Annotated in this window: 20 protein-coding genes; 12 read left to right on the top strand and 8 right to left on the bottom strand. The window is 56.6% G+C overall.

What is annotated here, in order from left to right; translation table 11 throughout:
* Positions 1 to 118 precede the first annotated feature (118 nt).
* The 3 genes from nuoM (at position 119) to QQZ17_RS23350 (ending at position 4,037) form a co-directional block, all read left to right on the top strand.
* Entirely contained in the window at positions 119 to 1,648 is a 1,530-nt protein-coding gene (gene nuoM / locus QQZ17_RS23360) for an NADH-quinone oxidoreductase subunit M (protein WP_152403379.1), read from the top strand.
* Positions 1,649 to 1,654: 6 nt separating this feature from the next.
* A complete protein-coding gene (gene nuoN / locus QQZ17_RS23355; RefSeq protein WP_152403381.1) occupies positions 1,655 to 3,112 on the top strand; it encodes an NADH-quinone oxidoreductase subunit NuoN in 1,458 nt (485 codons plus the stop codon).
* A 124-nt stretch (positions 3,113 to 3,236) separates the two neighbouring features.
* Complete coding sequence (locus tag QQZ17_RS23350; protein WP_284554187.1) at positions 3,237 to 4,037, top strand: hypothetical protein; 801 nt, start codon at positions 3,237 to 3,239, stop codon at positions 4,035 to 4,037.
* Positions 4,038 to 4,154: 117 nt separating this feature from the next.
* Here QQZ17_RS23350 and QQZ17_RS23345 read toward each other — a convergent pair whose 3' ends face one another.
* Both QQZ17_RS23345 and rbn read right to left on the bottom strand, forming a co-directional pair.
* On the bottom strand, positions 4,155 to 5,159 hold the full coding sequence (locus QQZ17_RS23345; RefSeq protein ID WP_152403384.1) for a chemotaxis protein: 1,005 nt from the start codon (positions 5,157 to 5,159) through the stop codon (positions 4,155 to 4,157).
* A gap of 63 nt (positions 5,160 to 5,222) precedes the next feature.
* Positions 5,223 to 6,140: a ribonuclease BN gene (gene rbn, locus QQZ17_RS23340; protein WP_152403386.1), complete on the bottom strand. Its 918-nt coding sequence runs from the start codon at positions 6,138 to 6,140 to the stop codon at positions 5,223 to 5,225.
* Positions 6,141 to 6,206: 66 nt separating this feature from the next.
* On the opposite strand from rbn, the gene QQZ17_RS23335 reads away from it, so the two are divergent.
* The 9 genes from QQZ17_RS23335 (at position 6,207) to pmrD (ending at position 14,497) form a co-directional block, all read left to right on the top strand.
* Entirely contained in the window at positions 6,207 to 6,668 is a 462-nt protein-coding gene (locus QQZ17_RS23335) for a GNAT family N-acetyltransferase (protein ID WP_152403388.1), read from the top strand.
* Positions 6,669 to 6,722: 54 nt separating this feature from the next.
* Complete coding sequence (elaB, locus tag QQZ17_RS23330; RefSeq protein WP_042317819.1) at positions 6,723 to 7,028, top strand: stress response protein ElaB; 306 nt, start codon at positions 6,723 to 6,725, stop codon at positions 7,026 to 7,028.
* A 97-nt stretch (positions 7,029 to 7,125) separates the two neighbouring features.
* Positions 7,126 to 8,424, top strand: a complete 1,299-nt coding sequence (gene menF / locus QQZ17_RS23325; protein ID WP_152403390.1) for an isochorismate synthase MenF — start codon at positions 7,126 to 7,128, stop codon at positions 8,422 to 8,424.
* Between the two features lie 84 nt (positions 8,425 to 8,508).
* Entirely contained in the window at positions 8,509 to 10,179 is a 1,671-nt protein-coding gene (gene menD, locus QQZ17_RS23320) for a 2-succinyl-5-enolpyruvyl-6-hydroxy-3-cyclohexene-1-carboxylic-acid synthase (RefSeq protein ID WP_152403392.1), read from the top strand.
* Positions 10,176 to 10,934: a 2-succinyl-6-hydroxy-2,4-cyclohexadiene-1-carboxylate synthase gene (gene menH / locus QQZ17_RS23315; RefSeq protein WP_152403394.1), complete on the top strand. Its 759-nt coding sequence runs from the start codon at positions 10,176 to 10,178 to the stop codon at positions 10,932 to 10,934. Before menD ends, menH begins: the two co-directional genes overlap by 4 nt.
* Before the next feature lie 14 nt (positions 10,935 to 10,948).
* The gene (gene menB / locus QQZ17_RS23310) at positions 10,949 to 11,806 is read left to right on the top strand and encodes a 1,4-dihydroxy-2-naphthoyl-CoA synthase (protein ID WP_046482766.1); all 858 of its coding nucleotides are present in this window, start codon (positions 10,949 to 10,951) and stop codon (positions 11,804 to 11,806) included.
* Positions 11,806 to 12,768: an o-succinylbenzoate synthase gene (gene menC / locus QQZ17_RS23305; RefSeq protein ID WP_152403396.1), complete on the top strand. Its 963-nt coding sequence runs from the start codon at positions 11,806 to 11,808 to the stop codon at positions 12,766 to 12,768. The genes menB and menC overlap by 1 nt, the downstream gene beginning before the upstream one ends.
* Complete coding sequence (gene menE / locus QQZ17_RS23300; RefSeq protein ID WP_152403398.1) at positions 12,765 to 14,135, top strand: o-succinylbenzoate--CoA ligase; 1,371 nt, start codon at positions 12,765 to 12,767, stop codon at positions 14,133 to 14,135. The genes menC and menE overlap by 4 nt, the downstream gene beginning before the upstream one ends.
* Positions 14,136 to 14,233: 98 nt before the next feature.
* Positions 14,234 to 14,497 carry a signal transduction protein PmrD gene (gene pmrD, locus QQZ17_RS23295; protein ID WP_152403400.1) on the top strand — a complete coding sequence of 88 codons (264 nt, stop codon included), beginning with the start codon at positions 14,234 to 14,236 and terminating at the stop codon, positions 14,495 to 14,497.
* Positions 14,498 to 14,500: 3 nt separating this feature from the next.
* On the opposite strand, the gene arnF is transcribed toward pmrD, so the two are convergent.
* Genes arnF through arnC form a run of 6 tightly spaced genes read right to left on the bottom strand, consistent with a single transcriptional unit; the run spans position 14,501 to position 20,732 of the window.
* Entirely contained in the window at positions 14,501 to 14,887 is a 387-nt protein-coding gene (arnF, locus tag QQZ17_RS23290) for a 4-amino-4-deoxy-L-arabinose-phosphoundecaprenol flippase subunit ArnF (RefSeq protein WP_152406286.1), read from the bottom strand.
* Positions 14,887 to 15,222: a 4-amino-4-deoxy-L-arabinose-phosphoundecaprenol flippase subunit ArnE gene (gene arnE / locus QQZ17_RS23285; protein ID WP_152403402.1), complete on the bottom strand. Its 336-nt coding sequence runs from the start codon at positions 15,220 to 15,222 to the stop codon at positions 14,887 to 14,889. Before arnE ends, arnF begins: the two co-directional genes overlap by 1 nt.
* Positions 15,219 to 16,874 carry a lipid IV(A) 4-amino-4-deoxy-L-arabinosyltransferase gene (gene arnT / locus QQZ17_RS23280; protein WP_152403404.1) on the bottom strand — a complete coding sequence of 552 codons (1,656 nt, stop codon included), beginning with the start codon at positions 16,872 to 16,874 and terminating at the stop codon, positions 15,219 to 15,221. The genes arnE and arnT overlap by 4 nt, the downstream gene beginning before the upstream one ends.
* Positions 16,871 to 17,773: a 4-deoxy-4-formamido-L-arabinose-phosphoundecaprenol deformylase gene (gene arnD / locus QQZ17_RS23275; RefSeq protein WP_152403406.1), complete on the bottom strand. Its 903-nt coding sequence runs from the start codon at positions 17,771 to 17,773 to the stop codon at positions 16,871 to 16,873. The genes arnT and arnD overlap by 4 nt, the downstream gene beginning before the upstream one ends.
* The gene (gene arnA, locus QQZ17_RS23270; RefSeq protein ID WP_152403408.1) at positions 17,770 to 19,752 is read right to left on the bottom strand and encodes a bifunctional UDP-4-amino-4-deoxy-L-arabinose formyltransferase/UDP-glucuronic acid oxidase ArnA; all 1,983 of its coding nucleotides are present in this window, start codon (positions 19,750 to 19,752) and stop codon (positions 17,770 to 17,772) included. The genes arnD and arnA overlap by 4 nt, the downstream gene beginning before the upstream one ends.
* Positions 19,749 to 20,732: an undecaprenyl-phosphate 4-deoxy-4-formamido-L-arabinose transferase gene (gene arnC / locus QQZ17_RS23265; protein ID WP_152403410.1), complete on the bottom strand. Its 984-nt coding sequence runs from the start codon at positions 20,730 to 20,732 to the stop codon at positions 19,749 to 19,751. The genes arnA and arnC overlap by 4 nt, the downstream gene beginning before the upstream one ends.
* Positions 20,733 to 20,734 lie beyond the last annotated feature (2 nt).

The following is a 20,734-nucleotide window of genomic DNA, read 5'->3' as shown; positions in this document are numbered from 1 at the left end:
GGCCTACGAAACGTAGGTCGGATAAGCGCTAGCGCCATCCGACAGTACCCAAAAGAATTTTCGAAATTCGTTGAAAATCAGGTCCTTTAGAGGACTTTTACAAGGAATAAAGATCACCATGTTATTACCCTGGTTGATACTAATCCCCTTTATCGGTGGCTTTCTGTGCTGGCAGACCGAACGCTTTGGCGTGAAGGTGCCGCGCTGGATAGCGCTGGTAACCATGGGACTGACGCTCGCGCTTGGCCTGCAACTGTGGCTACAGGGCGGCTATTCGCTGACGCAATCTTCTGGCATTCCGCAGTGGCAGTCTGAATTTGTCCTGCCGTGGATCCCGCGCTTTGGCATCTCAATTCATCTGGCAATCGACGGCTTGTCGCTGCTGATGGTGGTGCTAACCGGCCTGCTCGGCGTTCTGGCGGTACTGTGCTCCTGGCGAGAAATCGAAAAATATCAGGGCTTTTTCCACCTGAACCTGATGTGGATCCTCGGCGGCGTTATCGGTGTGTTCCTTGCCATCGACATGTTCCTGTTCTTCTTCTTCTGGGAAATGATGTTGGTGCCGATGTACTTCCTGATCGCGTTGTGGGGCCATAAGGCGTCTGACGGTAAAACGCGTATCACGGCGGCAACCAAGTTCTTCATTTACACCCAGGCGAGTGGTCTGGTGATGCTGATTGCCATCCTGGCGCTGGTGTTCGTTCACCACAATGCGACCGGCGTGTGGACCTTCAACTATGAAGACCTGCTGAAAACCCCGATGTCGCACGGCGTCGAGTATCTGCTGATGCTGGGCTTCTTCATCGCGTTTGCGGTGAAAATGCCGGTGGTTCCGCTGCACGGCTGGCTGCCGGATGCGCACTCCCAGGCCCCGACCGCGGGTTCCGTTGACCTCGCCGGTATTTTGCTGAAAACCGCCGCTTACGGTCTGCTCCGCTTCTCCCTGCCGCTGTTCCCGAACGCGTCGGCGGAATTCGCGCCTATCGCGATGTGGCTGGGTGTCATCGGTATCTTCTACGGTGCGTGGATGGCGTTCACGCAGTACGACATCAAACGTCTGATCGCCTACACCTCGGTTTCACACATGGGCTTCGTGCTGATTGCCATCTACACCGGCAGCCAACTGGCATATCAGGGGGCGGTGATTCAGATGATCGCGCACGGCCTGTCCGCGGCGGGTCTGTTCATTCTGTGTGGTCAGTTGTACGAACGTCTGCACACTCGCGACATGCGCATGATGGGCGGTTTGTGGGGCAAAATGAAATGGTTGCCTGCACTGTCTATGTTCTTCGCGGTGGCGACGCTGGGTATGCCAGGTACCGGTAACTTCGTTGGCGAATTCATGATCCTGTTCGGCAGCTACCAGGTGGTTCCGGTCATCACCGTGATTTCGACCTTTGGTCTGGTGTTTGCCTCTGTTTACTCGCTGGCGATGCTGCATCGCGCTTACTTCGGTAAAGCAAAGAGCCAGATTGCAAAACAAGAACTGCCAGGGATGTCGCTGCGTGAGCTGTTTATCATCCTGTTGCTGGTCGTGCTTCTGGTACTGCTTGGCTTCTATCCGCAGCCGATTCTGGATACCTCGCATTCTGCGATGAGCAACATCCAGCAGTGGTTTGTTAATTCCGTTACTACTACAAGGCCGTAAATCGCCATGACAATAACTCCACAACACCTGATTGCGCTGCTACCGCTGCTGATCGTCGGCTTGACGGTGGTGGTTGTGATGCTCTCCATTGCGTGGCGACGCAATCACTTCCTCAATGCCACGCTGTCGGTCATTGGGCTTAACGCCGCGCTGGTTTCGCTCTGGTTTGTTGGCCAGGCTGGCGCGATGGATGTCACCCCGCTGATGCGGGTTGACGGTTTCGCGATGCTCTATACCGGACTGGTTCTGCTGGCGAGTCTGGCGACCTGTACCTTTGCCTACCCGTGGCTGGAAGGCTATGACGACAACCGGGAAGAGTTCTACCTGCTGGTGCTGATTGCCGCGCTGGGCGGTATTCTGCTGGCGAACGCGAATCATCTGGCGGCGCTGTTCCTCGGTATCGAGCTTATCTCCCTGCCGCTGTTCGGCCTGGTGGGTTATGCGTTCCGTCAGAAACGATCGCTTGAAGCCAGTATCAAATACACCATCCTGTCTGCCGCCGCCTCTTCATTCCTGCTGTTCGGTATGGCGCTGGTGTACGCGCAGTCTGGCAACCTGTCGTTTGTTGCGCTTGGTAAGAGCCTCGGCGACGGTATGCTGAACGAGCCGCTGCTGCTGGCAGGCTTCGGGATGATGATTGTGGGACTGGGCTTTAAACTCTCGCTGGTTCCGTTCCACCTCTGGACGCCAGACGTGTACCAGGGCGCTCCGGCTCCGGTTTCCACCTTCCTGGCGACGGCGAGCAAAATCGCTATCTTCGGTGTGGTGATGCGTCTGTTCCTGTACGCGCCGGTTGGCAACAGTGAAGCGGTTCGCGTGGTGTTGGGCGTGATTGCCTTTGCCTCCATCATCTTCGGTAACCTGATGGCGCTGAGCCAGACCAACATCAAGCGTCTGCTCGGTTACTCGTCTATCTCTCACCTCGGCTACCTGCTGGTGGCACTGATTGCCTTGCAGAGCGGCGAGATGTCAATGGAAGCGGTCGGCGTTTACCTCGCCGGTTACCTGTTCAGCAGCCTCGGCGCATTCGGCGTAGTCAGCCTGATGTCCAGCCCGTACCGTGGCCCGGATGCCGATTCTCTGTTCTCCTACCGTGGTCTGTTCTGGCATCGTCCGATCCTCGCGGCAGTGATGACGGTGATGATGCTGTCTCTGGCCGGTATCCCGATGACGCTGGGCTTTATCGGTAAGTTCTACGTGCTGGCAGTCGGTGTGCAGGCGCACCTGTGGTGGCTGGTTGCCGCTGTGGTGGTGGGTTCCGCGATTGGTTTGTACTACTACCTGCGCGTTGCCGTGAGTCTGTACCTGAGCGCACCGCAGCAGCTTAACCGTGATGCGCCGTCTAACTGGCAGTACAGCGCAGGCGGCATCGTGGTGCTGATCTCCGCGCTGCTGGTGCTGGTGCTGGGTATCTACCCGCAGCCGCTGATAAGCATCGTGCAGTTAGCCGCACCGCTGATGTAAGCGAAAAGCAGAAACGACAAACCCGCTCCGGCGGGTTTTTTTATGCCGAATTCCATACGATGAAATACGTAAGGCGTGATTCGGTTATGGTATAACGCAGATGCCTACGTGACAGGATGCAAAAATGTTCTTTACACATTCATCAACTTCATCCATTGGCTATTGGTTTACAGGTGCAGATGAGCACCAGAATCTTATTGTTGGTAATAAGATTAAAAATGCGCACCGTGGTCCACCGTGGATGGTTGTGGATCAAACGATCTCCTCGGTGATTGTAACGGCCAGGCACTGGCCTGGTCGTTTATGGCGTGTTCGTGTCATCAGGATGGGCGACATGTCTGGGTTGGTCGCTAACCCTGGCTACTGGCGCGCCAGTAAAATTGAGCTGATCGAAGCACTTTCCTGCGGTGTGCTGTTTGGCATGGCAGGGGAAGCAATAGTGACGCTACTGCAAGATATCAAATGTATAGACACAGAGCGGGCTGCGCTACTACAGACAAACCTGCCAGCGGATGCGCAACAACTCTGGCAACTGGCCTGGAAAAACTGGAATCGTCGTTTGCCCTCGCCAAGAACTGAGTATGATGATGAAAACGAAGAATTAACGCTGGGATGGCCTGGGCGTGATGACAAGGAGGTCTCTCCTGTCGGACGTGGTTTTATGCTGGTACAGGAACTCTTCCGCCAGCATGTCCGCGAAACTCAAGGCTCTGCGGCCTTTATCCGGGTTGAGGAGGACGGAGAGACAGAAGAATATCTGACGCCTCTGTGGTCAGCGGCTATACGGGCGCTGTTGTTTCGGATGATGGCGTTGGCAGAACGGGAATATCTTAGCCCGAGCGAATTCGCTCAATTAAGCCAAAGCTGGAACGCTGTTTTTGTCGGGAAACCCTGCATTCGTGACCGCCCAGGGGGGCTGCGGTAGGGTATAAATAAAGACTCCAGCGTGCCAGCCTGGCGCAAAAGAGAAACGGCCTGAAGAGAGGGCCGTTCGTCTTTCAATACTCAGTATTCCGTGCACTCAAAACATCTTAAGCGAACCTCAGGCAATCAGCTGACGGCTGACCAGCGGGCCGCTGACGTTTTGCGCCGCACGGTCCATCACTTCCTGAATAACGGATGACAGTTCATTGACCTCAAACTTTGCCACGTAGCCATCGGCTTTAACTTTGCGGACGTGATCTTCGTTGGCGCTGCCGGAGAGAGAAGAGTGAATCACCACCGGGATCTTCTTCAGCCGCTCGTCGGTTTTGATTTTCCGGGTGAGGGTGAAACCATCCATCTCCGGCATTTCAAGATCGGTTAGCACCAGTGCGATCTTCTCGCTGATCGCTTTGCCTTCCGCCTCCGCTTCCTGCGTCAACTGCTGGATTTTGTCCCACGCATCTTTACCGGTGACGTGCATCTGGTGGGGAATCTCCATTGCCGTCAGCGCTTTCTCCAGCATCGCGCGGGCCACGCGGGAATCTTCCGCGACAATGGCGACGGCACCGGGAGTGATGTTGAACTTATTGGTTTTCAGTTCCGTTGCGCGCAGGTCGTGATTCGACGGCACGATGTCATACAGGATCTGCTCAACGTCGAGCACCAGCGCCAGGTTGTTGGTCTCTTTGTCCTCATCCAGACAGGCGATACTGGTGATATAGCGGCCGTTCACCGCTTTCTCTGCGGTGTGTACCTGCTTCCAGTCCAGGCGCATAATGTTTTCCACTGACTCGACGGCGAAGGCCTGCACGCTACGGGCGTATTCGGTGATCAGCAGAATGTTGAGCCCATTCTCCGGTTTGCAGCCGGCAACGGCCGGGAGGTCAATGACCGGAATAACCTGATCGCGAATGTTGACCATTCCCAGCAGGGGGGCCTTCATCCCCGCCGGACGGGTAAAGGCAGGCATGGGTACAATTTCGCGCAATTTAAACACGTTAATGCCAAACAGCTCGGACTTCTGTTCGTGCAGGGAGTTTCCCAGGCGAAACAGCAGCAGCTCAAAGCGGTTGGACAGGGTCAGATTCGCCCTGTCATCGATATCTTTCTGGAAATTATCCATTCTGCCCTCAGTGTGAATACAGCGTTTTTACTGTTATCGGCACTGAGGGCGAAAAATGGAGCACTAAACCGTGAAAACGGCGAAATCGTCGGCAAGTTCCGTGGCAGGAAAGATTGCCTGACACTCTGCCAGCAGTCGCTGGCAGCCTGCGGCGTCATAGCGAGAACTGACGTGCGTCATGATGAGTTTCCCGACCTCGGCCTCCCGAGCCAACAGCGCCGCCTGGCGGGTAGAACTGTGTCCACGGCTGTTGGCCTTTTCTTCCATAGACGCATCCAGCGTGGTTTCGTGAATCATCACATCAACCCCTTTCGCCAGCGCAAGCGAGGATGCACAGGGCGCGGTGTCGCCAAAAATCGCAACCGCTTTACCGGGCGTCGCCGGGGCAAGAAAATCCGCACCGCGTATCACGCTGCCGTCTTCCAGCGTAACCGTTTTGCCGGCTTTCAGATCCTGAAACCAGGGCCCGGCTTTCACTCCTGCGGCTTTCAGCGCCCTGGCGTTCAGCGCGCCGGGTTTATCATGCTCTTCAACGCGGTAGCCGTAGCATTCCAGCGGGTGTTCAAGCGGGTAAGCCGTCACTTTTCGCAGCCCGTCATCAAGAATTTCCCCGGCGGTGATTTCGACGATTTCCAGCGGATAGTCGGTCCAGGAGCCGCTCAGGCGCAGCGCGGTTTCAGTAAACTCACGCAGTCCCTTCGGGCCGTAAAGCGTCAGCGGGTGAGCATTGCCCGCCATCGAACGGCTGCACAATAATCCCGGTAAACCGAACAGATGATCGCCGTGCAGATGGCTGATGAAAATCCGTTCAATCTTGCCGGGATGATGTGCCGTGCTCAACATCTGATGTTGTGTGCCTTCACCACAGTCAAACAGCCACAGAGCGGGCTGCGTCGGGTGCTGATGATGCAGCAAAATGGCCGTCACGTTACGTGCCCGCGTGGGAACGCCAGCCGAGGTGCCTAAAAAGAGAAATTCCATTATTTCATTACACTTTTGAAAAATAATCTGGCTAGTATAAATCGTTTACGGAAAAAGGAGCGCACGATGATTACCTGGCAAGACCTGCATCATTCGGAATTAACCGTCCCTCAACTCTATGCGCTGTTAAAACTGCGCTGCGCGGTGTTTGTCGTGGAGCAGAACTGCCCCTATCTTGATGTGGACGGTGACGACCTGGTGGGTGATAACCGTCATATCCTCGGTTGGCATGATGGCGAACTGGTGGCGTATGCGAGGATTCTGAAAAGTGCTGAAGATCTTGAACCCGTAGTGATTGGACGGGTGATCGTCAGTGAAGCGTTACGTGGTGAAAAACTGGGTCAAAACCTGATGGCGCAGGCGCTGGCATCCTGCCAACGACGCTGGCCGGAGAAGGCGCTGTATCTGGGCGCACAGGCGCATTTGCAGGAATTCTATGCGCGATTTGGTTTTACGCCGGTCACTGACGTGTACGATGAAGATGGCATCCCTCATGTGGGGATGGCGCGCGAAGCGATTCGGGCGTGATCCTGAGTCATTGTCTATAGTTAGGGGCAGGTTTTACTAACATGGAGAACGAGAATGTCTTATCAATTTGGTGATTCGCGTATTGATGACGACCTGACGTTGCTGAGTGAAACGCTGGAAGAGGTGCTGCGTTCCTCAGGGGATCCTGCCGATCAAAAGTACATCGAGCTGAAAGCGCGGGCGGAACAGGCGCTGGATGAGGTCAAAAAACGCGTAAGCCAGGCTTCAGATAGCTACTATTATCGCGCCAGGCAGGCGGTTTATCGTGCGGATGATTATGTACACGAAAAGCCCTGGCAGGGGATTGGTGTGGGCGCAACGGTCGGACTGGTGCTCGGTTTACTGCTGGCACGGCGCTAACCTGTAACCGGGATCGCATTTCCTCCCTAAACTGGGGTACTGCTTTTTTTCCGCAGTACCCCGTATAATGTGAGGTTTTTAACAGGGAGAGGTCCGCGTGCATTCACTCACTACTGCGCTGGAAGGTCTGACGCATCTTTTGTCGCAGGCGATCCCGGCGGCACCAGGCATTCGGGTTCTCGATGTTCCTTTCCCCCTCAATGACGCCTTTGATGCGTTAAGCTGGCTGGCAAGTCAGTCCATTTATCCGCAATTTTACTGGCAGCAGCGCAATGGCGATGAAGAGGCCGCGGTGCTGGGTGTCGTTGCCCTTTTTTCCTCGCTTGATGAGGCGCAACGCTTTCTTCGCCAACATCCGCAGCAAACCGACCTGCGTATCTGGGGGTTAAACGCGTTCGACCCTCAGCAGGGCAATCTCGTGTTACCGCGACTTGAGTGGCGGCGCTGTGCGGGCGTAGCGGTGCTGCGTCTGCATCTGTGGAGCGATGTTTCTCTGCGCGAGGATGCTGACCGGGCGCTGACCTTCCTGGCTTCGCTGGCGAGCGTAAAACCGTTGCCGACGCTACGTCTGAGCAAAACGGGTGAACAGCACTGGCCTGAAAAAGCGGGCTGGATAAACCTGATTGAGCAGGCCACTCAGACGATTGCCGACGGTGAACTGGATAAAGTGGTGCTGGCGCGCGCCAGCGACCTGCTATTTTCTCGCCCGGTGAATGCCGCTGCCGTTATGGCCTCGAGTCGCCGTTTGAATCTGAACTGCTACCATTTTTACATGGCTTTTTGCGCCGAGCGCGCGTTCCTTGGCTCGTCTCCGGAACGTCTCTGGCGTCGTCGTGATACCGCGCTACGCACCGAAGCGCTCGCCGGTACGGTGGCGAATCATCCTGATGATTATAAGGCCTGGCAACTGGGCGAATGGCTGATGAAGGACGACAAAAACCAGCGCGAAAATATGCTGGTAGTCGAGGATATTTGTCAGCGCCTGCAGGACTACACTCACTCACTGGACGTTTTGCCACCGCAGGTGCTGCGGTTGCGAAAAGTGCAGCACCTGCGACGTTGCATCTGGACGGCGCTGAATCAGGCGGACGACACGTTGTGTTTACTGCAGTTGCAGCCGACGGCGGCCGTCGCTGGGATCCCCCGCGAGCGGGCGCGGGCATTTATTCAACAACATGAACCCTTTGCGCGGGAATGGTACGCCGGGTCGGCGGGCTATCTGTCATTACAGCAAAGCGAATTTTGTGTCTCGCTGCGGTCGGCGAAAATCAGCGGTAACGTGGTTCGACTGTATGCCGGCGCGGGTATTGTTCGCGGGTCAGATCCTGAGCAGGAGTGGCAGGAAATCGACAATAAAGCCGCCGGCCTGCGATCTTTGTTACAGATGGATGGATAATGAGTCACATATTCCCGACTCATATCAATAATCCCTTTTTTCCGTTCTTTATACTGAGTCGCAATATTGATACCGGACAATCTCATGTCAGTAAGCGCATTTAACCGACGCTGGGCGGCGGTCATTCTGGAAGCATTAACTCGCCACGGTGTCAGGCATGTTTGCATTGCCCCTGGCTCACGTTCCACGCCGCTCACCCTGGCAGCGGCGGAAAATTCGACCTTTATTCACTACACCCATTTTGATGAGCGTGGTCTTGGTCATCTGGCGCTGGGACTGGCGAAGGTGAGCAAACAGCCCGTTGCTGTGATAGTGACCTCCGGCACGGCGGTGGCTAACCTTTATCCGGCACTGATTGAAGCGGGGCTGACCGGTGAAAAATTGATTCTCCTGACGGCCGATCGTCCCCCTGAACTGATTGACTGCGGCGCGAACCAGGCGATTCGCCAGGCGGGCATGTTTGCCTCGCATCCGTCACAAACGCTTTCCCTCCCGCGTCCGACGCAGGACATTCCGGCCCGTTGGCTGGTGTCGACCATCGACAATGCGTTGACCTCGCTACATGCTGGCGCGGTTCACATCAACTGTCCATTTGCCGAGCCGCTGTATGGCGAGATGGATGAGACCGGTCTGGCCTGGCAACAGCGCCTCGGTGACTGGTGGCAGGATGACAAGCCCTGGCTGCGCGAAGCGCGTCGGCTGGAGAGTGACAAACAGCGCGACTGGTTCTTCTGGCGCCAAAAACGCGGCGTCGTCGTCGCCGGGCGAATGAGCGCGGAAGAGGGCAAAAAAGTTGCGCTGTGGGCGCAGACGTTAGGCTGGCCGCTGATTGGCGATGTGCTGTCGCAAACCGGACAGCCGCTTCCGTGCGCCGATCTCTGGCTCGGTAATGCGAAGGCGGTGACGGAACTCCAACAGGCGCAAATTGTGGTGCAACTGGGGAGCAGCCTGACCGGAAAGCGCTTACTGCAATGGCAGGCAAGCTGTGCGCCTGAAGAGTACTGGATTGTCGATAATATCGAAGGACGGCTGGATCCTGCTCACCATCGTGGTCGTCGTCTGGTCGCAAAAATCGGCGACTGGCTGGAACTGCATCCAGCGGAAAAACGTCAGCCGTGGTGTGTAGACATACCGCGTCTGGCGGAGCAGGCCTGGCAGGCCGTGGTGGCGCGTCGGGATACCTTTGGCGAGGCACAACTGGCGCATCGTATTCGTGACTATCTGCCTGAACAGGGGCAGCTTTTCGTCGGCAACAGCCTGGTGGTGCGCTTGATTGATGCGCTGTCAAAACTCCCGGCCGGTTACCCGGTTTACAGTAATCGTGGAGCCAGCGGCATTGATGGCCTGTTATCGACGGCCGCCGGTGTGCAGCGCGCCAGCGCGAAATCGACGCTGGCTGTCGTGGGTGATTTATCGGCGTTGTATGACCTCAATGCGTTAGCCTTGCTGCGCCAGGTTTCCGCGCCGTTCGTCTTGATTGTGGTGAACAATAACGGCGGGCAGATTTTCTCGCTACTGCCCACGCCGCAGAGCGAACGTGAGCGCTTCTATCTGATGCCGCAGAATGTCCATTTTGAACACGCGGCCGCAATGTTTAACCTCAAGTACCATCGCCCGGAAAGCTGGGATGAACTGGAGGCGGCGCTGGCGGGTGCATGGCGTACCCCGGCAACCACGGTGATTGAACTGGTGGTCAACGACACCGACGGCGCACAAACTCTGCAACAATTGCTGGCGCAGGTAAGCCGTCTATGATCCTGCACGCGCAGGCAAAAGACGCACAGCCAGGTTCACCCTGGCTGGTTTTTCTGCACGGCTTTTCGGGTGACGGTCAGGAGTGGCAGCCGGTTGGCGAGCAGCTTACGAATTTTTCCCGGCTGTATGTTGATTTACCCGGTCACGGCGGATCGACAGATATTCGCGTCAGCGGATTTACCGATGTCATTGCTTTGCTGCGTAATACCCTTATTAGTTACAACATACTAAACTACTGGCTGGTGGGATATTCGCTCGGCGGCAGAGTGGCGATGATGGCGGCCTGTCAGGAGATGCCGGGGCTTTGCGGCCTGGTGGTTGAAGGCGGTCATCCGGGACTGCAAAGCGAGGCTGAACGCGACGCGCGCCGACGTTCCGATCATCGCTGGGCGGAACGTTTTCGCCATGACGCGCTGGCTGACGTGTTTACTGACTGGTATCAGCAGCCGGTGTTTGCCTCGCTGAACGCGCAGCAACGAGAAGCGCTGGTTGTTCTGCGTAGCCAGAATAACGGCGAAACGCTGGCGGCAATGCTGGAGGCCACTTCGCTGGCGGTCCAGCCTGATTTACGCGAGGCGCTCAACGCGCGCGCATTTCCGTTTTATTATTTATGTGGTGAACGTGACAGCAAATTCTGCGCTCTCGCGACGGAGTTAGCGGCGACCCGCCATGTGATTCGTAACGCCGGACACAACGCGCATCGGGAAAATCCCGCGGGCGTGGTGGACTGTCTGGCTCAGATTCTGCGTCTCTGACTAAAGGACACACTATGATCTATCCTGATGAAACAATGCTTTATGCGCCGGTAGAATGGCAAGATTGCTCCGAAGGCTACACCGACATTCGCTATGAGAAATCGACCGACGGTATCGCAAAAATCACCATTAATCGTCCACAGGTGCGCAACGCATTCCGTCCTCTGACCGTCAAAGAGATGATTCAGGCGCTGGCGGATGCCCGTTACGACGATAACGTGGGTGTGATTATTCTGACTGGCGCAGGCGATAAAGCCTTCTGTGCCGGCGGCGACCAGAAGGTTCGCGGCGACTACGGCGGCTATCAGGATGACTCCGGCGTGCATCATCTGAACGTGCTGGACTTCCAGCGCCAGATCCGTACCTGTCCGAAGCCGGTTGTGGCGATGGTGGCGGGTTACTCCATTGGCGGCGGTCATGTGCTGCATATGATGTGCGACCTGACGATCGCGGCGGAAAATGCCATCTTCGGCCAGACCGGCCCGAAAGTCGGTTCTTTCGACGGCGGCTGGGGCGCATCTTACATGGCGCGGATCGTTGGGCAGAAGAAAGCGCGTGAAATCTGGTTCCTATGCCGTCAGTACGACGCTAAACAGGCGCTGGATATGGGGCTGGTCAACACCGTGGTTCCGCTGGCGGATCTGGAAAAAGAGACCGTGCGCTGGTGTCGTGAAATGCTGCAAAACAGCCCGATGGCGCTGCGTTGCCTGAAAGCCGCGCTGAACGCTGACTGTGATGGTCAGGCCGGCCTGCAGGAACTGGCGGGTAACGCGACCATGCTGTTCTATATGACGGAAGAAGGTCAGGAAGGCCGTAACGCCTTCAACCAGAAACGTCAGCCTGATTTCAGCAAATTCAAACGGAATCCGTAATGCGTAGCGCGCAGGTATACCGCTGGCAGATCCCCATGGACGCGGGGGTGGTTCTGCGCGACAGGCGGTTAAAAACGCGTGACGGGCTGTATGTCCGTCTGCACGACGGCGAGCGTCAGGGATGGGGAGAGATCTCTCCACTGCCGGGCTTCAGTCAGGAAACCTGGGAAGAGGCGCAGGTTGCGCTGCTGGCCTGGGTTGACGGCTGGCAGCAAGGAGAAGACGCATTGCCGACAATGCCTTCTGTGGCCTTTGGCGTCAGCTGTGCGCTGGCGGAACTGGAAGGCGTCTTGCCAGAGGCAGCGGATTACCGGGCAGCGCCGCTGTGTACCGGGGATCCTGACGATCTGGTGCTCCAGCTTGCCGACATGCCCGGCGAAAAAGTGGCGAAGGTGAAGGTCGGACTGTACGAAGCGGTTCGCGACGGCATGGTGGTCAATTTGCTGCTGGAGGCGATACCGGAGCTGCAGTTGCGGCTGGATGCTAACCGTGCCTGGACGCCGCTGAAGGCCCAGCAGTTCGCGAAGTACGTGAACCCGGACTACCGCAACCGCATCGCTTTCCTCGAAGAACCGTGCAGAACACGCGATGACTCGCGAGTCTTTGCCCGGGAAACCGGTATTGCCATCGCCTGGGACGAGAGCCTGCGTGAAGCGGATTTTGCCTTTGAGGCAGAAGAGGGCGTCCGTGCGGTGGTTATCAAACCGACGCTGACCGGTTCGCTGGAGAAAGTACGCGAACAGGTGCAGGCGGCGCATGCGCTGGGGCTGACGGCGGTGATCAGTTCGTCTATTGAGTCGAGCCTGGGCCTGACGCAACTGGCGCGCATTGCCGCGTGGCTCACGCCAGATACCATTCCGGGACTGGATACGCTGAGTCTGATGCAGGCACAGCAGATTCGTCGCTGGCCGGGCAGCGCCTTGCCGCTGATTAACGACGACGCGCTGGAACGCCTGCGATGACCTTTCCTGACTGGCCGTGGCGTTACTGGCGGCAGGTTCAGGGAGACGTGCCAGCCTTACGCCTGAATGATGAGGTGCTAAGCTGGCGCGCACTCTGTAACCGGACTGATGCCCTGGCGAGCGGTTTTGCCGCACAGGGCGTCACCGAAGGCAGCGGCGTTATGCTGCGCGCCTGGAATCATCCGCAGACCCTGCTGGCGTGGCTGGCGCTGTTGCAGTGCGGAGCAAGGATTTTGCCGGTCAATCCACAACTTCCTCACCCGCTGCTGGCAACCCTGTTACCCGATCTCACGTTGCAGTTTGCGCTGGATCTGGAGGGAGAAAATTCGTTTCCCTTTCTGATCTCGCTGGACTGTCAGGACGCTGACGGTCAGCATGCCGTCGACTGGCAACCGCAGCGTCTGTGTTCCATGACGCTGACCTCCGGCTCGACGGGTCTACCGAAAGCGGCGGTCCATACCTGCCAGGCGCATCTTGCCAGTGCTGAAGGCGTGCTGTCGCTGATGACGCTGGCAAAAGAGGATGACTGGCTGCTCTCTCTGCCATTGTTTCATGTCTCTGGACAGGGAATTCTGTGGCGCTGGTTATCCGCCGGGGCGCGGATAACCGTGCGGGAAAAACAGCCGCTGGAACAGATGCTGGTCGGCTGTACGCATGCTTCGCTGGTGCCGACGCAACTCTGGCGACTGCTGGTGAACCAGACGCCGGTGGCGCTGAAAGCGGTTTTGCTGGGCGGCGCAGTGATTCCGGTCGCGTTAACCGAACAGGCGCGCGCACAGGGCATTCGCTGCTGGTGTGGTTACGGCCTGACGGAATTTGCCTCGACGGTGTGTGCGAAAGAGGCGGACGGTCTGGCTGATGTGGGTATGCCCTTACCAGGACGAGAAGTCAGAATCGTGAATGACGAAGTCTGGCTGCGGGCGGCCAGTATGGCGGAAGGCTACTGGCGAAACGGTAAACTGGTTCCGCTGGTCAACGATGAAGGCTGGTTTGCCACACGCGATCGCGGCGTGCTGAATGATGGCAAACTGACCATCGCCGGGCGTCTGGATAATCTCTTTTTTAGCGGCGGAGAGGGGATTCAGCCCGAAGAGGTGGAACGGGTAATTGTGACACATCCCCATGTGCTGCAGGCGTTTATCGTCCCGATCGCGGACGCCGAGTTTGGTCATCGTCCGGTGGCGGTGGTTGAATATGACGCTGATGTTTCACAGACCGCTCTTAGTGAATGGGTGAAGGACAAGCTGGCACGCTTCCAGCAGCCGGTCCACTGGCTTTCTCTACCTGCAGAATTGAAAAATGGGGGAATCAAGATTTCCCGACGGGCAATTGTTGATTGGGTGAATGAAATATTAAGAAAACATTAATTTCACCTCGCAATTTTACCAATTGATGCCCATTGCCACTTTGTTTATCTGCTACTGTGTAACGTAATGTAAACGTTCCCGATAAGTAAAGGTAAGCAATGGAATGGCAGGTGAAGAAGTCATGCTATGACAAAACGTCAGGGAAGCATGCATTAGTGTTGAGTGATGCCGGCGGTTCACTGAAAATGATCGCCGAAGTTCAGTCCGACATTGTGGTGAATGCCGGTGATATCCTTTCCCCGCAGAAGGATGCCCTGTATTCCGTCAACCGTGATAACGGGCGGACGGTGAAGATTCTGGATGCCAGAAGCTATACCTGCGACGAGTGGGAGCGCCTGAAGAGGCTACTGGTAAAAAAATGAGTATCAGCGAGTTCTCCGCTGCGCGGGCAGAAAAATGAACATCAGTCCGGCCATGATGCACAGTACGCCCAGCAACGCTTTCAGGGAAAATGCGCCTTGCCAGCCGGGTAAGGTCATCGACGCCACCCACACCAGCACATAACTCAGGCTGAGCAGCGCGTAAGCCTTGCTCAGCGCGAGGTGATGCAGCGCGTTATGCCAGCAGAAAACCGACAGCAAATAGCCCACCAGGCCGGCGAATAGCGCGAAGGTACCGGTATGACCGGAGAACAGCGCCGGGATAAACGTCTGCCACTGCGTCATCGGCGGCAGTTGTGCCATCGCATAGCCCAGACCCAGTTGCGCGACGGACGTGATGACAACGCTGCACAGTCCCCACAGTAATCCCATCACGCCGCGCTCCCCAGAATAAAAATACCGCTGATAATCAAGGCGATGCCCAGCCAGTGACGAAGTGTCACCGGTTCGCGCCAGATTTTCCATGCCAGCAGTGTGACCCAGACAAAATTCAGGCTGAGCATGGGGTAAGCAATACCCACAGGAATGCTCTGCAATACCAGCAACCACAAGACCATTGCCAGGCCGAGGCAGGCGAGCGCCAGCCCCAGCCACAGGGTAATATGACGTCTTCGCGCGCGTGTTGGCACGCGGAACGTCGCCTGCTTCTGGCATAACTGCCCCGCAACGCTGAGCAGGCTGGCCATCACTAAAACCAGCCAGATCATTTGGGACGATACTGAATCAGCACCAGACGCCCCTGATTATCGATTGTATCGGCAGGCGGAATGGCAAGGCGGTTGATGTCTTCATCTTTCGCGATAGTGAGCACGAGCGTAATAATCCCCTCCTGACGGTGTTGGCTGAGCCAGTCCGCAAAATCGGCATAGCGAATGAACCGGCCTTTGGCATCGGGATAGTTAAGGCCATATTTCAGTTCGCCTGTTTGCCCATACATTAAGATGTCATCCCGCTTCAGACTCCAGGCCAGACCAGCGGCGACCCCCACGCTATCGGTAAGAATGTAGCGGCTCGGCGCGAGGTTTTCTCGGGTCATTTCGACAAAAAACTGCGGCTGTTTGGATTCCATCACCCGATCGGGAACGGAAAAACCAAACAATAATGCCAACGCCAGTGGACACAACGCGGCGTAAACCCAGCTTTTCTCCGTGTTACTCAGCGTATACCAGCCGAAAAAGGTCCACAGGAAAAAAATACCCAGCGAGCAGAAGACCTTGTATACCTCGATGTGCACCCAGACCGGCGATTTCAGCGGCCCCCACGGCGAGACGACCAGCGTGGCAATAATCCCGATAATACCAAACAGGATATTGATCCAGCCGTTGATGCGCAGCGCGGCATAGCCCTTTTCCGCGGCGTTCAGCCCATATCTCGCCATCAGTATCGCGAGCGGGGCGAAACATGACAGGATATAGGTGGGCAATTTACCTTTGGCGATGCTGAAGAACACCAGCGGCATCACTATCCAACCGAGCAGATAGAGGGCACCGCGCGATTCATCGCGCTCCTGCCAGCCGGTTTTTAATGCTCCCGGAAGCAGCGCAAGCCACGGCAGACTTCCGGCGATCAGCACCGGCAGATAGTACCAGAATGGCGCTTTGTGCTGGGCGTCGTCCATCGCGAAACGCTGGATATGTTCAACCCAGAAAAAGTAGTGCCAGAAATCGGGTTCACGTTGGGTGATAGCCAGTCCCCACGGCAGGATGACGGCGACACAGCTGATGACCGCCAATCCGCCGTAAAGAAACAGGTCTTTCCAGCGTTTCTGCGCGGCGACCCACGGCAACACGCTGAGCACCGGTACGGCAAGCGCCAGAAAGCCCTTGGTCATGACGCCCATCCCGCAGGTCACGCCCAGCAGCAGGAATCCCATGCTTTTCCCTTGCCAGGTGGTGGACTGCATCGCCAGCCAGAAGCAGCACATTCCCGCCATCAGCCAGAGCGCGATCAGCGGATCGAGTACCGCATAGGTGCCAATCCCGTAAACAATGAACAACGACAAAAAGATAATGGCCGACAACAGCGCGGTACGCGTATCCCGCCATAAGCGCATGGCGAGCCATCCCACCAGTGCGGCGGTTACCAGCGTCGCAAAAATCGCGCCAGCGCGAACGCCGAAGTTGTTCGCTCCAAACAGCCATTGCCCGATGCTGTTGATCCAGTATCCGGCAATCGGTTTTTCAAAGTAACGCACTCCCAAAAAATGGGGGACAAGCCAGTCGCCGGATGCCAGCATTTCGCGACTGATCTCGGCATAGCGCGTTTCATCAGGCTGCCACAGCAGGCGCAGGTCGATGGGAATGATGTACCAGAACGCGATAAGTGCGATCAGTATCTGATAATAACGGGTGTTCTTCATCGTGTGACGCTCATCGCTTGCTGACAGCCTAACCATCCTTCTCTTCCCGCGATTTTACCGCGAATAATCTCTCCCGACGGCAAGGTATTGCGATCGGCAGGCAGCAGATCGCCAAGCGGGCAGAAGGTGATGCCCGCATCTGCCGCACGCTGGAGCAGATCCTCAAACTGGCTATGCCAGGCGCCGCCTTCGACTTCGGCATGGATGGTATACACGGGGGGACCGGGATCCTGCTGCATCCGGGAGAGGATCCAGTCGTTGAAATCTTCCGCCTGAACCTCGCGACCCACCGCTTCGTCCCACGTGGGCAGCGTGACCGGAATTTGCGGTGTGGCGAACGAACCATCCTCGAGAAGCGGACGGAACGGCGTCCTGCCGCGGCAATCGCTGTTGTAACGCAGAGGGAATGCCTCTTTGGCGAGAACCACACGCTGGTCAGCGCGCCAGCCTGCGACGGCTGAACAGGTCACCGGCTGGCCGGTGATCGCCTCCAGGGCGGTTATCCCGTGCAAAATATCGGCGATCAACTGCTGTTTGCTCCACTGAGGGCTACGGGCCTGCCAGGCATGGTGATCCCAGGCGTGTAGCCCGGTTTCATGCAGGCGCGCCGCTTCCCGGATAATCTCTGCGTTTGCGCGGCCGATTTCTTTCCCCGGCCAGGCGGTACCGGCCAGCAGAATATCCCAGCCGTAAAGAGAAGCCGCGTTTGAGCGCAGCATCTTCCACAGAAACTGCGGTTTGATCAGGCGCCAGAGATGGCGCCCCATGTTGTCTGGTCCGACGCTAAAGAAAAAACTTGCCCGAATGTGGTATCGGCTCAATGACGCTAACAGGCGTGGCACACCTTCGCGGGTGCCACGGAAGGTATCGACATCAATTCGCAAGCCTACTTTTGTCATGATGAATGTTCCGTGAGATCCACGCTGCGCAAGAAGAAATCCAGCGTCTCGTCGACCGTTTCGCGCATGTCGATGGTCGGTTCCCAGTCCAGGCAACGTTTTGCATTACGGATGTTGGGCTTACGGTGCTCAACATCCTGATAGCCTTTGCCATAGTAGCTGCTGCTCTCGACGACCCGTAACCCGGCAAACGGCGGGAAGTGATTGCGCAGTGGATGTTTGTCGAAACTCTCCAGCAGCATTTCCGCCAGTTCCTTGATGCTGGCTTCGTTTTCCGGGTTACCGATGTTGATGATTTCACCGTCACAGCGGCCACCCGCGTTTTCAATGATCCGGTATAGCGCTTCGATACCGTCGCGAATATCCGTAAAGCAGCGCTTCTGTTTCCCCCCTTCGATCAGCTTGATCGGCGAGCCTTCTACCAGATTGAGGATCAGCTGTGTAATGGCGCGCGAGCTGCCGATTCGCGCGGAATTCAGGCTGTCCAGACGCGGCCCCATCCAGTTGAACGGGCGGAAGAGGGTAAAGCGCAGTCCTTCTTTTTCGCCGTATGCCCAAATGACGCGATCGAGAAGCTGTTTGGACACCGAGTAAATCCAGCGGGGTTTATTGACCGGCCCGACAATGAGATTCGAGCTATCCTCATCGAACACTTTGTCGGTACACATTCCGTAAACTTCGGAAGTCGATGGGAAAATGATGCGCTTACGGTATTTCACGCAATAGCGAATGATTTTCAGGTTCTCTTCAAAATCCAGTTCAAAGACGCGCAGCGGGTTGCGGGTATATTCAATAGGGGTGGCAATGGCCACCAGCGGCAACACGACATCACATTTCTTAACGTGATATTCGATCCATTCAGAATGAATGCTGATGTCACCTTCCACAAAATGAAAACGCGGATGACTGAGGAAACGACTGATTGCGTCGCTGCCGATGTCCAGACCATAGATTTCATAGTGGTCTTCGCGTAACAGACGTTCGGTAAGATGGTTGCCGATGAAGCCATTCACGCCGAGGATCAGCACGCGGGTGCGGCGCTTGCTGGCGGCCAGCGATGGGGTGTTTAAACGAGAACCCGCAACCAGGCCGAGAATCTGTGCTAACTGTGCGCCTTGCACCGTGATGCCGTTGCCAGCCTGTCCAGTCACCACTTCCAGCGCACCTTCGGAACAGGCGATCAGCAGAGGGGAGACGGAAATCACGGTACCCGGTTGCGCGGTCTGGTTCTGAGCGTGGACGCGGGATGACCAGATAGTGAATTTCTGCGTACCGGAATAGCTGAACGCGCCCGGCCAGGGGGCCGCGACCGCCCGCACCATGTTGTGCAGCGTCGTTGCCGGTCTGTTCCAGGTCAGGAAGCTGTCTTCTGGCGTGCGGCGACCAAAGTAGGTCGCTTCACTCTCGTTTTGCTGGACGTCGTGTATCTCTTTTCGTTCGATGGCCGGTAATGCTTGTTCCAGCACCCGCCGTGCGGTCTGGCAAAGCTTATGATGTAGCGTAAGGGCCGTGTCGTCAGGCGAGATGGCGACGCGCTGTTGCGCGACAATGGCACCCGCATCGGCGCGTTTCACCATGCGGTGCAACGTCACGCCGGTTTCGCTTTCGCCATTCACCAGCACCCAGTTCAGCGGAGCGCGACCGCGATATTTCGGCAGTAGCGAACCGTGCAGGTTAAATGCGCCAGCCGGTGCCAGCGCCAGAATCGCATCGCTGAGCAGATGGCGATAGTAGAAAGAGAAAATAACGTCGGGAGCGAGTTGGCCGATACGCTCGGCCCAGATTGGGTGATTGACGTCATCGGGAGCATAGACCGGGATCCCCGCGTCAGCTGCCAGGCGAGAAACGGAGCCAAAAAACGCGTTTTCTCCCGGATTATCCGCATGCGTAAAAATGGCGGCAATTTCATAGCCGGCGTCGAGCACGGCCTGAACGCCCAAACACCCCATATCGTGATACGCGAAGACAACGGCTTTCATTGTTGGTTTTCCTTAGTAGAGTGCAGACTTTCCGGACGAATAACTTGCTGGACGAAATAGCGGGGACGGGCGCGTACATCGTTGTAAATCCGACCGATATATTCGCCGAGTAAACCCATGCCGATGAACTGCGCGCCAATAAAGGTAAACAGAACGGCAAACAGCATGAAAACCCCTTCTGCCGCCCATTGGGGGCCCAGCGTCAGGCGGAGGATGACGAGGAGTATCGACAGGGTAAATCCGGTGACGGCAATGACGCTGCCGAGCAGGCTCAGCATGCGCAGAGGCGTTGTCGTCAGGCAGGTCACCAGGTCGTACATCAGGTTAATCAGCCGCATAAAGCTGTATTTGGAGTCGCCAAATTCACGTTCAGCGTGATGAACGGGGATCTCCGTGGCGCGTCGGGCAAAGATATTCGCCAGAATCGGGATAAACGTGCTGCGTTCATGGCAATGCAGCATGGCATCAATAATGTGACGGCGATAAGCGCGAAGCATGCAGCCGTAGTCGCCCATCGCTTTGCCCGTGGTTCTCTGAATCAGATGGTTGATCATCTTCGAGGCTGTCTTGCGAAACAGACTGTCCTGACGATTCTGGCGCACGGTGCCGACCACGTCATACCCTTCGTCGGCTTTTGCCACCAGGCGAGGGATCTCTTCCGGTGGGTTTTGCAGATCGGCATCAAGCGTAATAATCAGGTCGCCGGTGACGTGACTGAATCCTGCCATGATGGCGGAATGCTGCCCGTAGTTGCGGTTCAGCAAAATCGAAACAACGTGGCTGCCTTCGGCTTCTGACGCGTCAATCAACAACTGTGCGGAGTTGTCGCTGCTGCCGTCATCAATCAACAGGATCTCATAATCTTTTCCCAGACTCTCGCAGGCTGCGGTGGTTCGCCTGAGCAGTTCCGGCAGGCTTTCCTGTTCGTTGTAGACAGGGATCACCACCGATACTTTCGTTATCGGGAGGGCTTCAAACATGG

Origin of the sequence: Citrobacter sp. T1.2D-1, from assembly GCF_950098555.1 — a bacterium.
GTDB lineage: Bacteria > Pseudomonadota > Gammaproteobacteria > Enterobacterales > Enterobacteriaceae > Citrobacter_A > Citrobacter_A telavivensis.
Note: the sequence above shows the minus strand (reverse complement) of the source record. Positions and strands in the feature narration are given on the sequence as shown.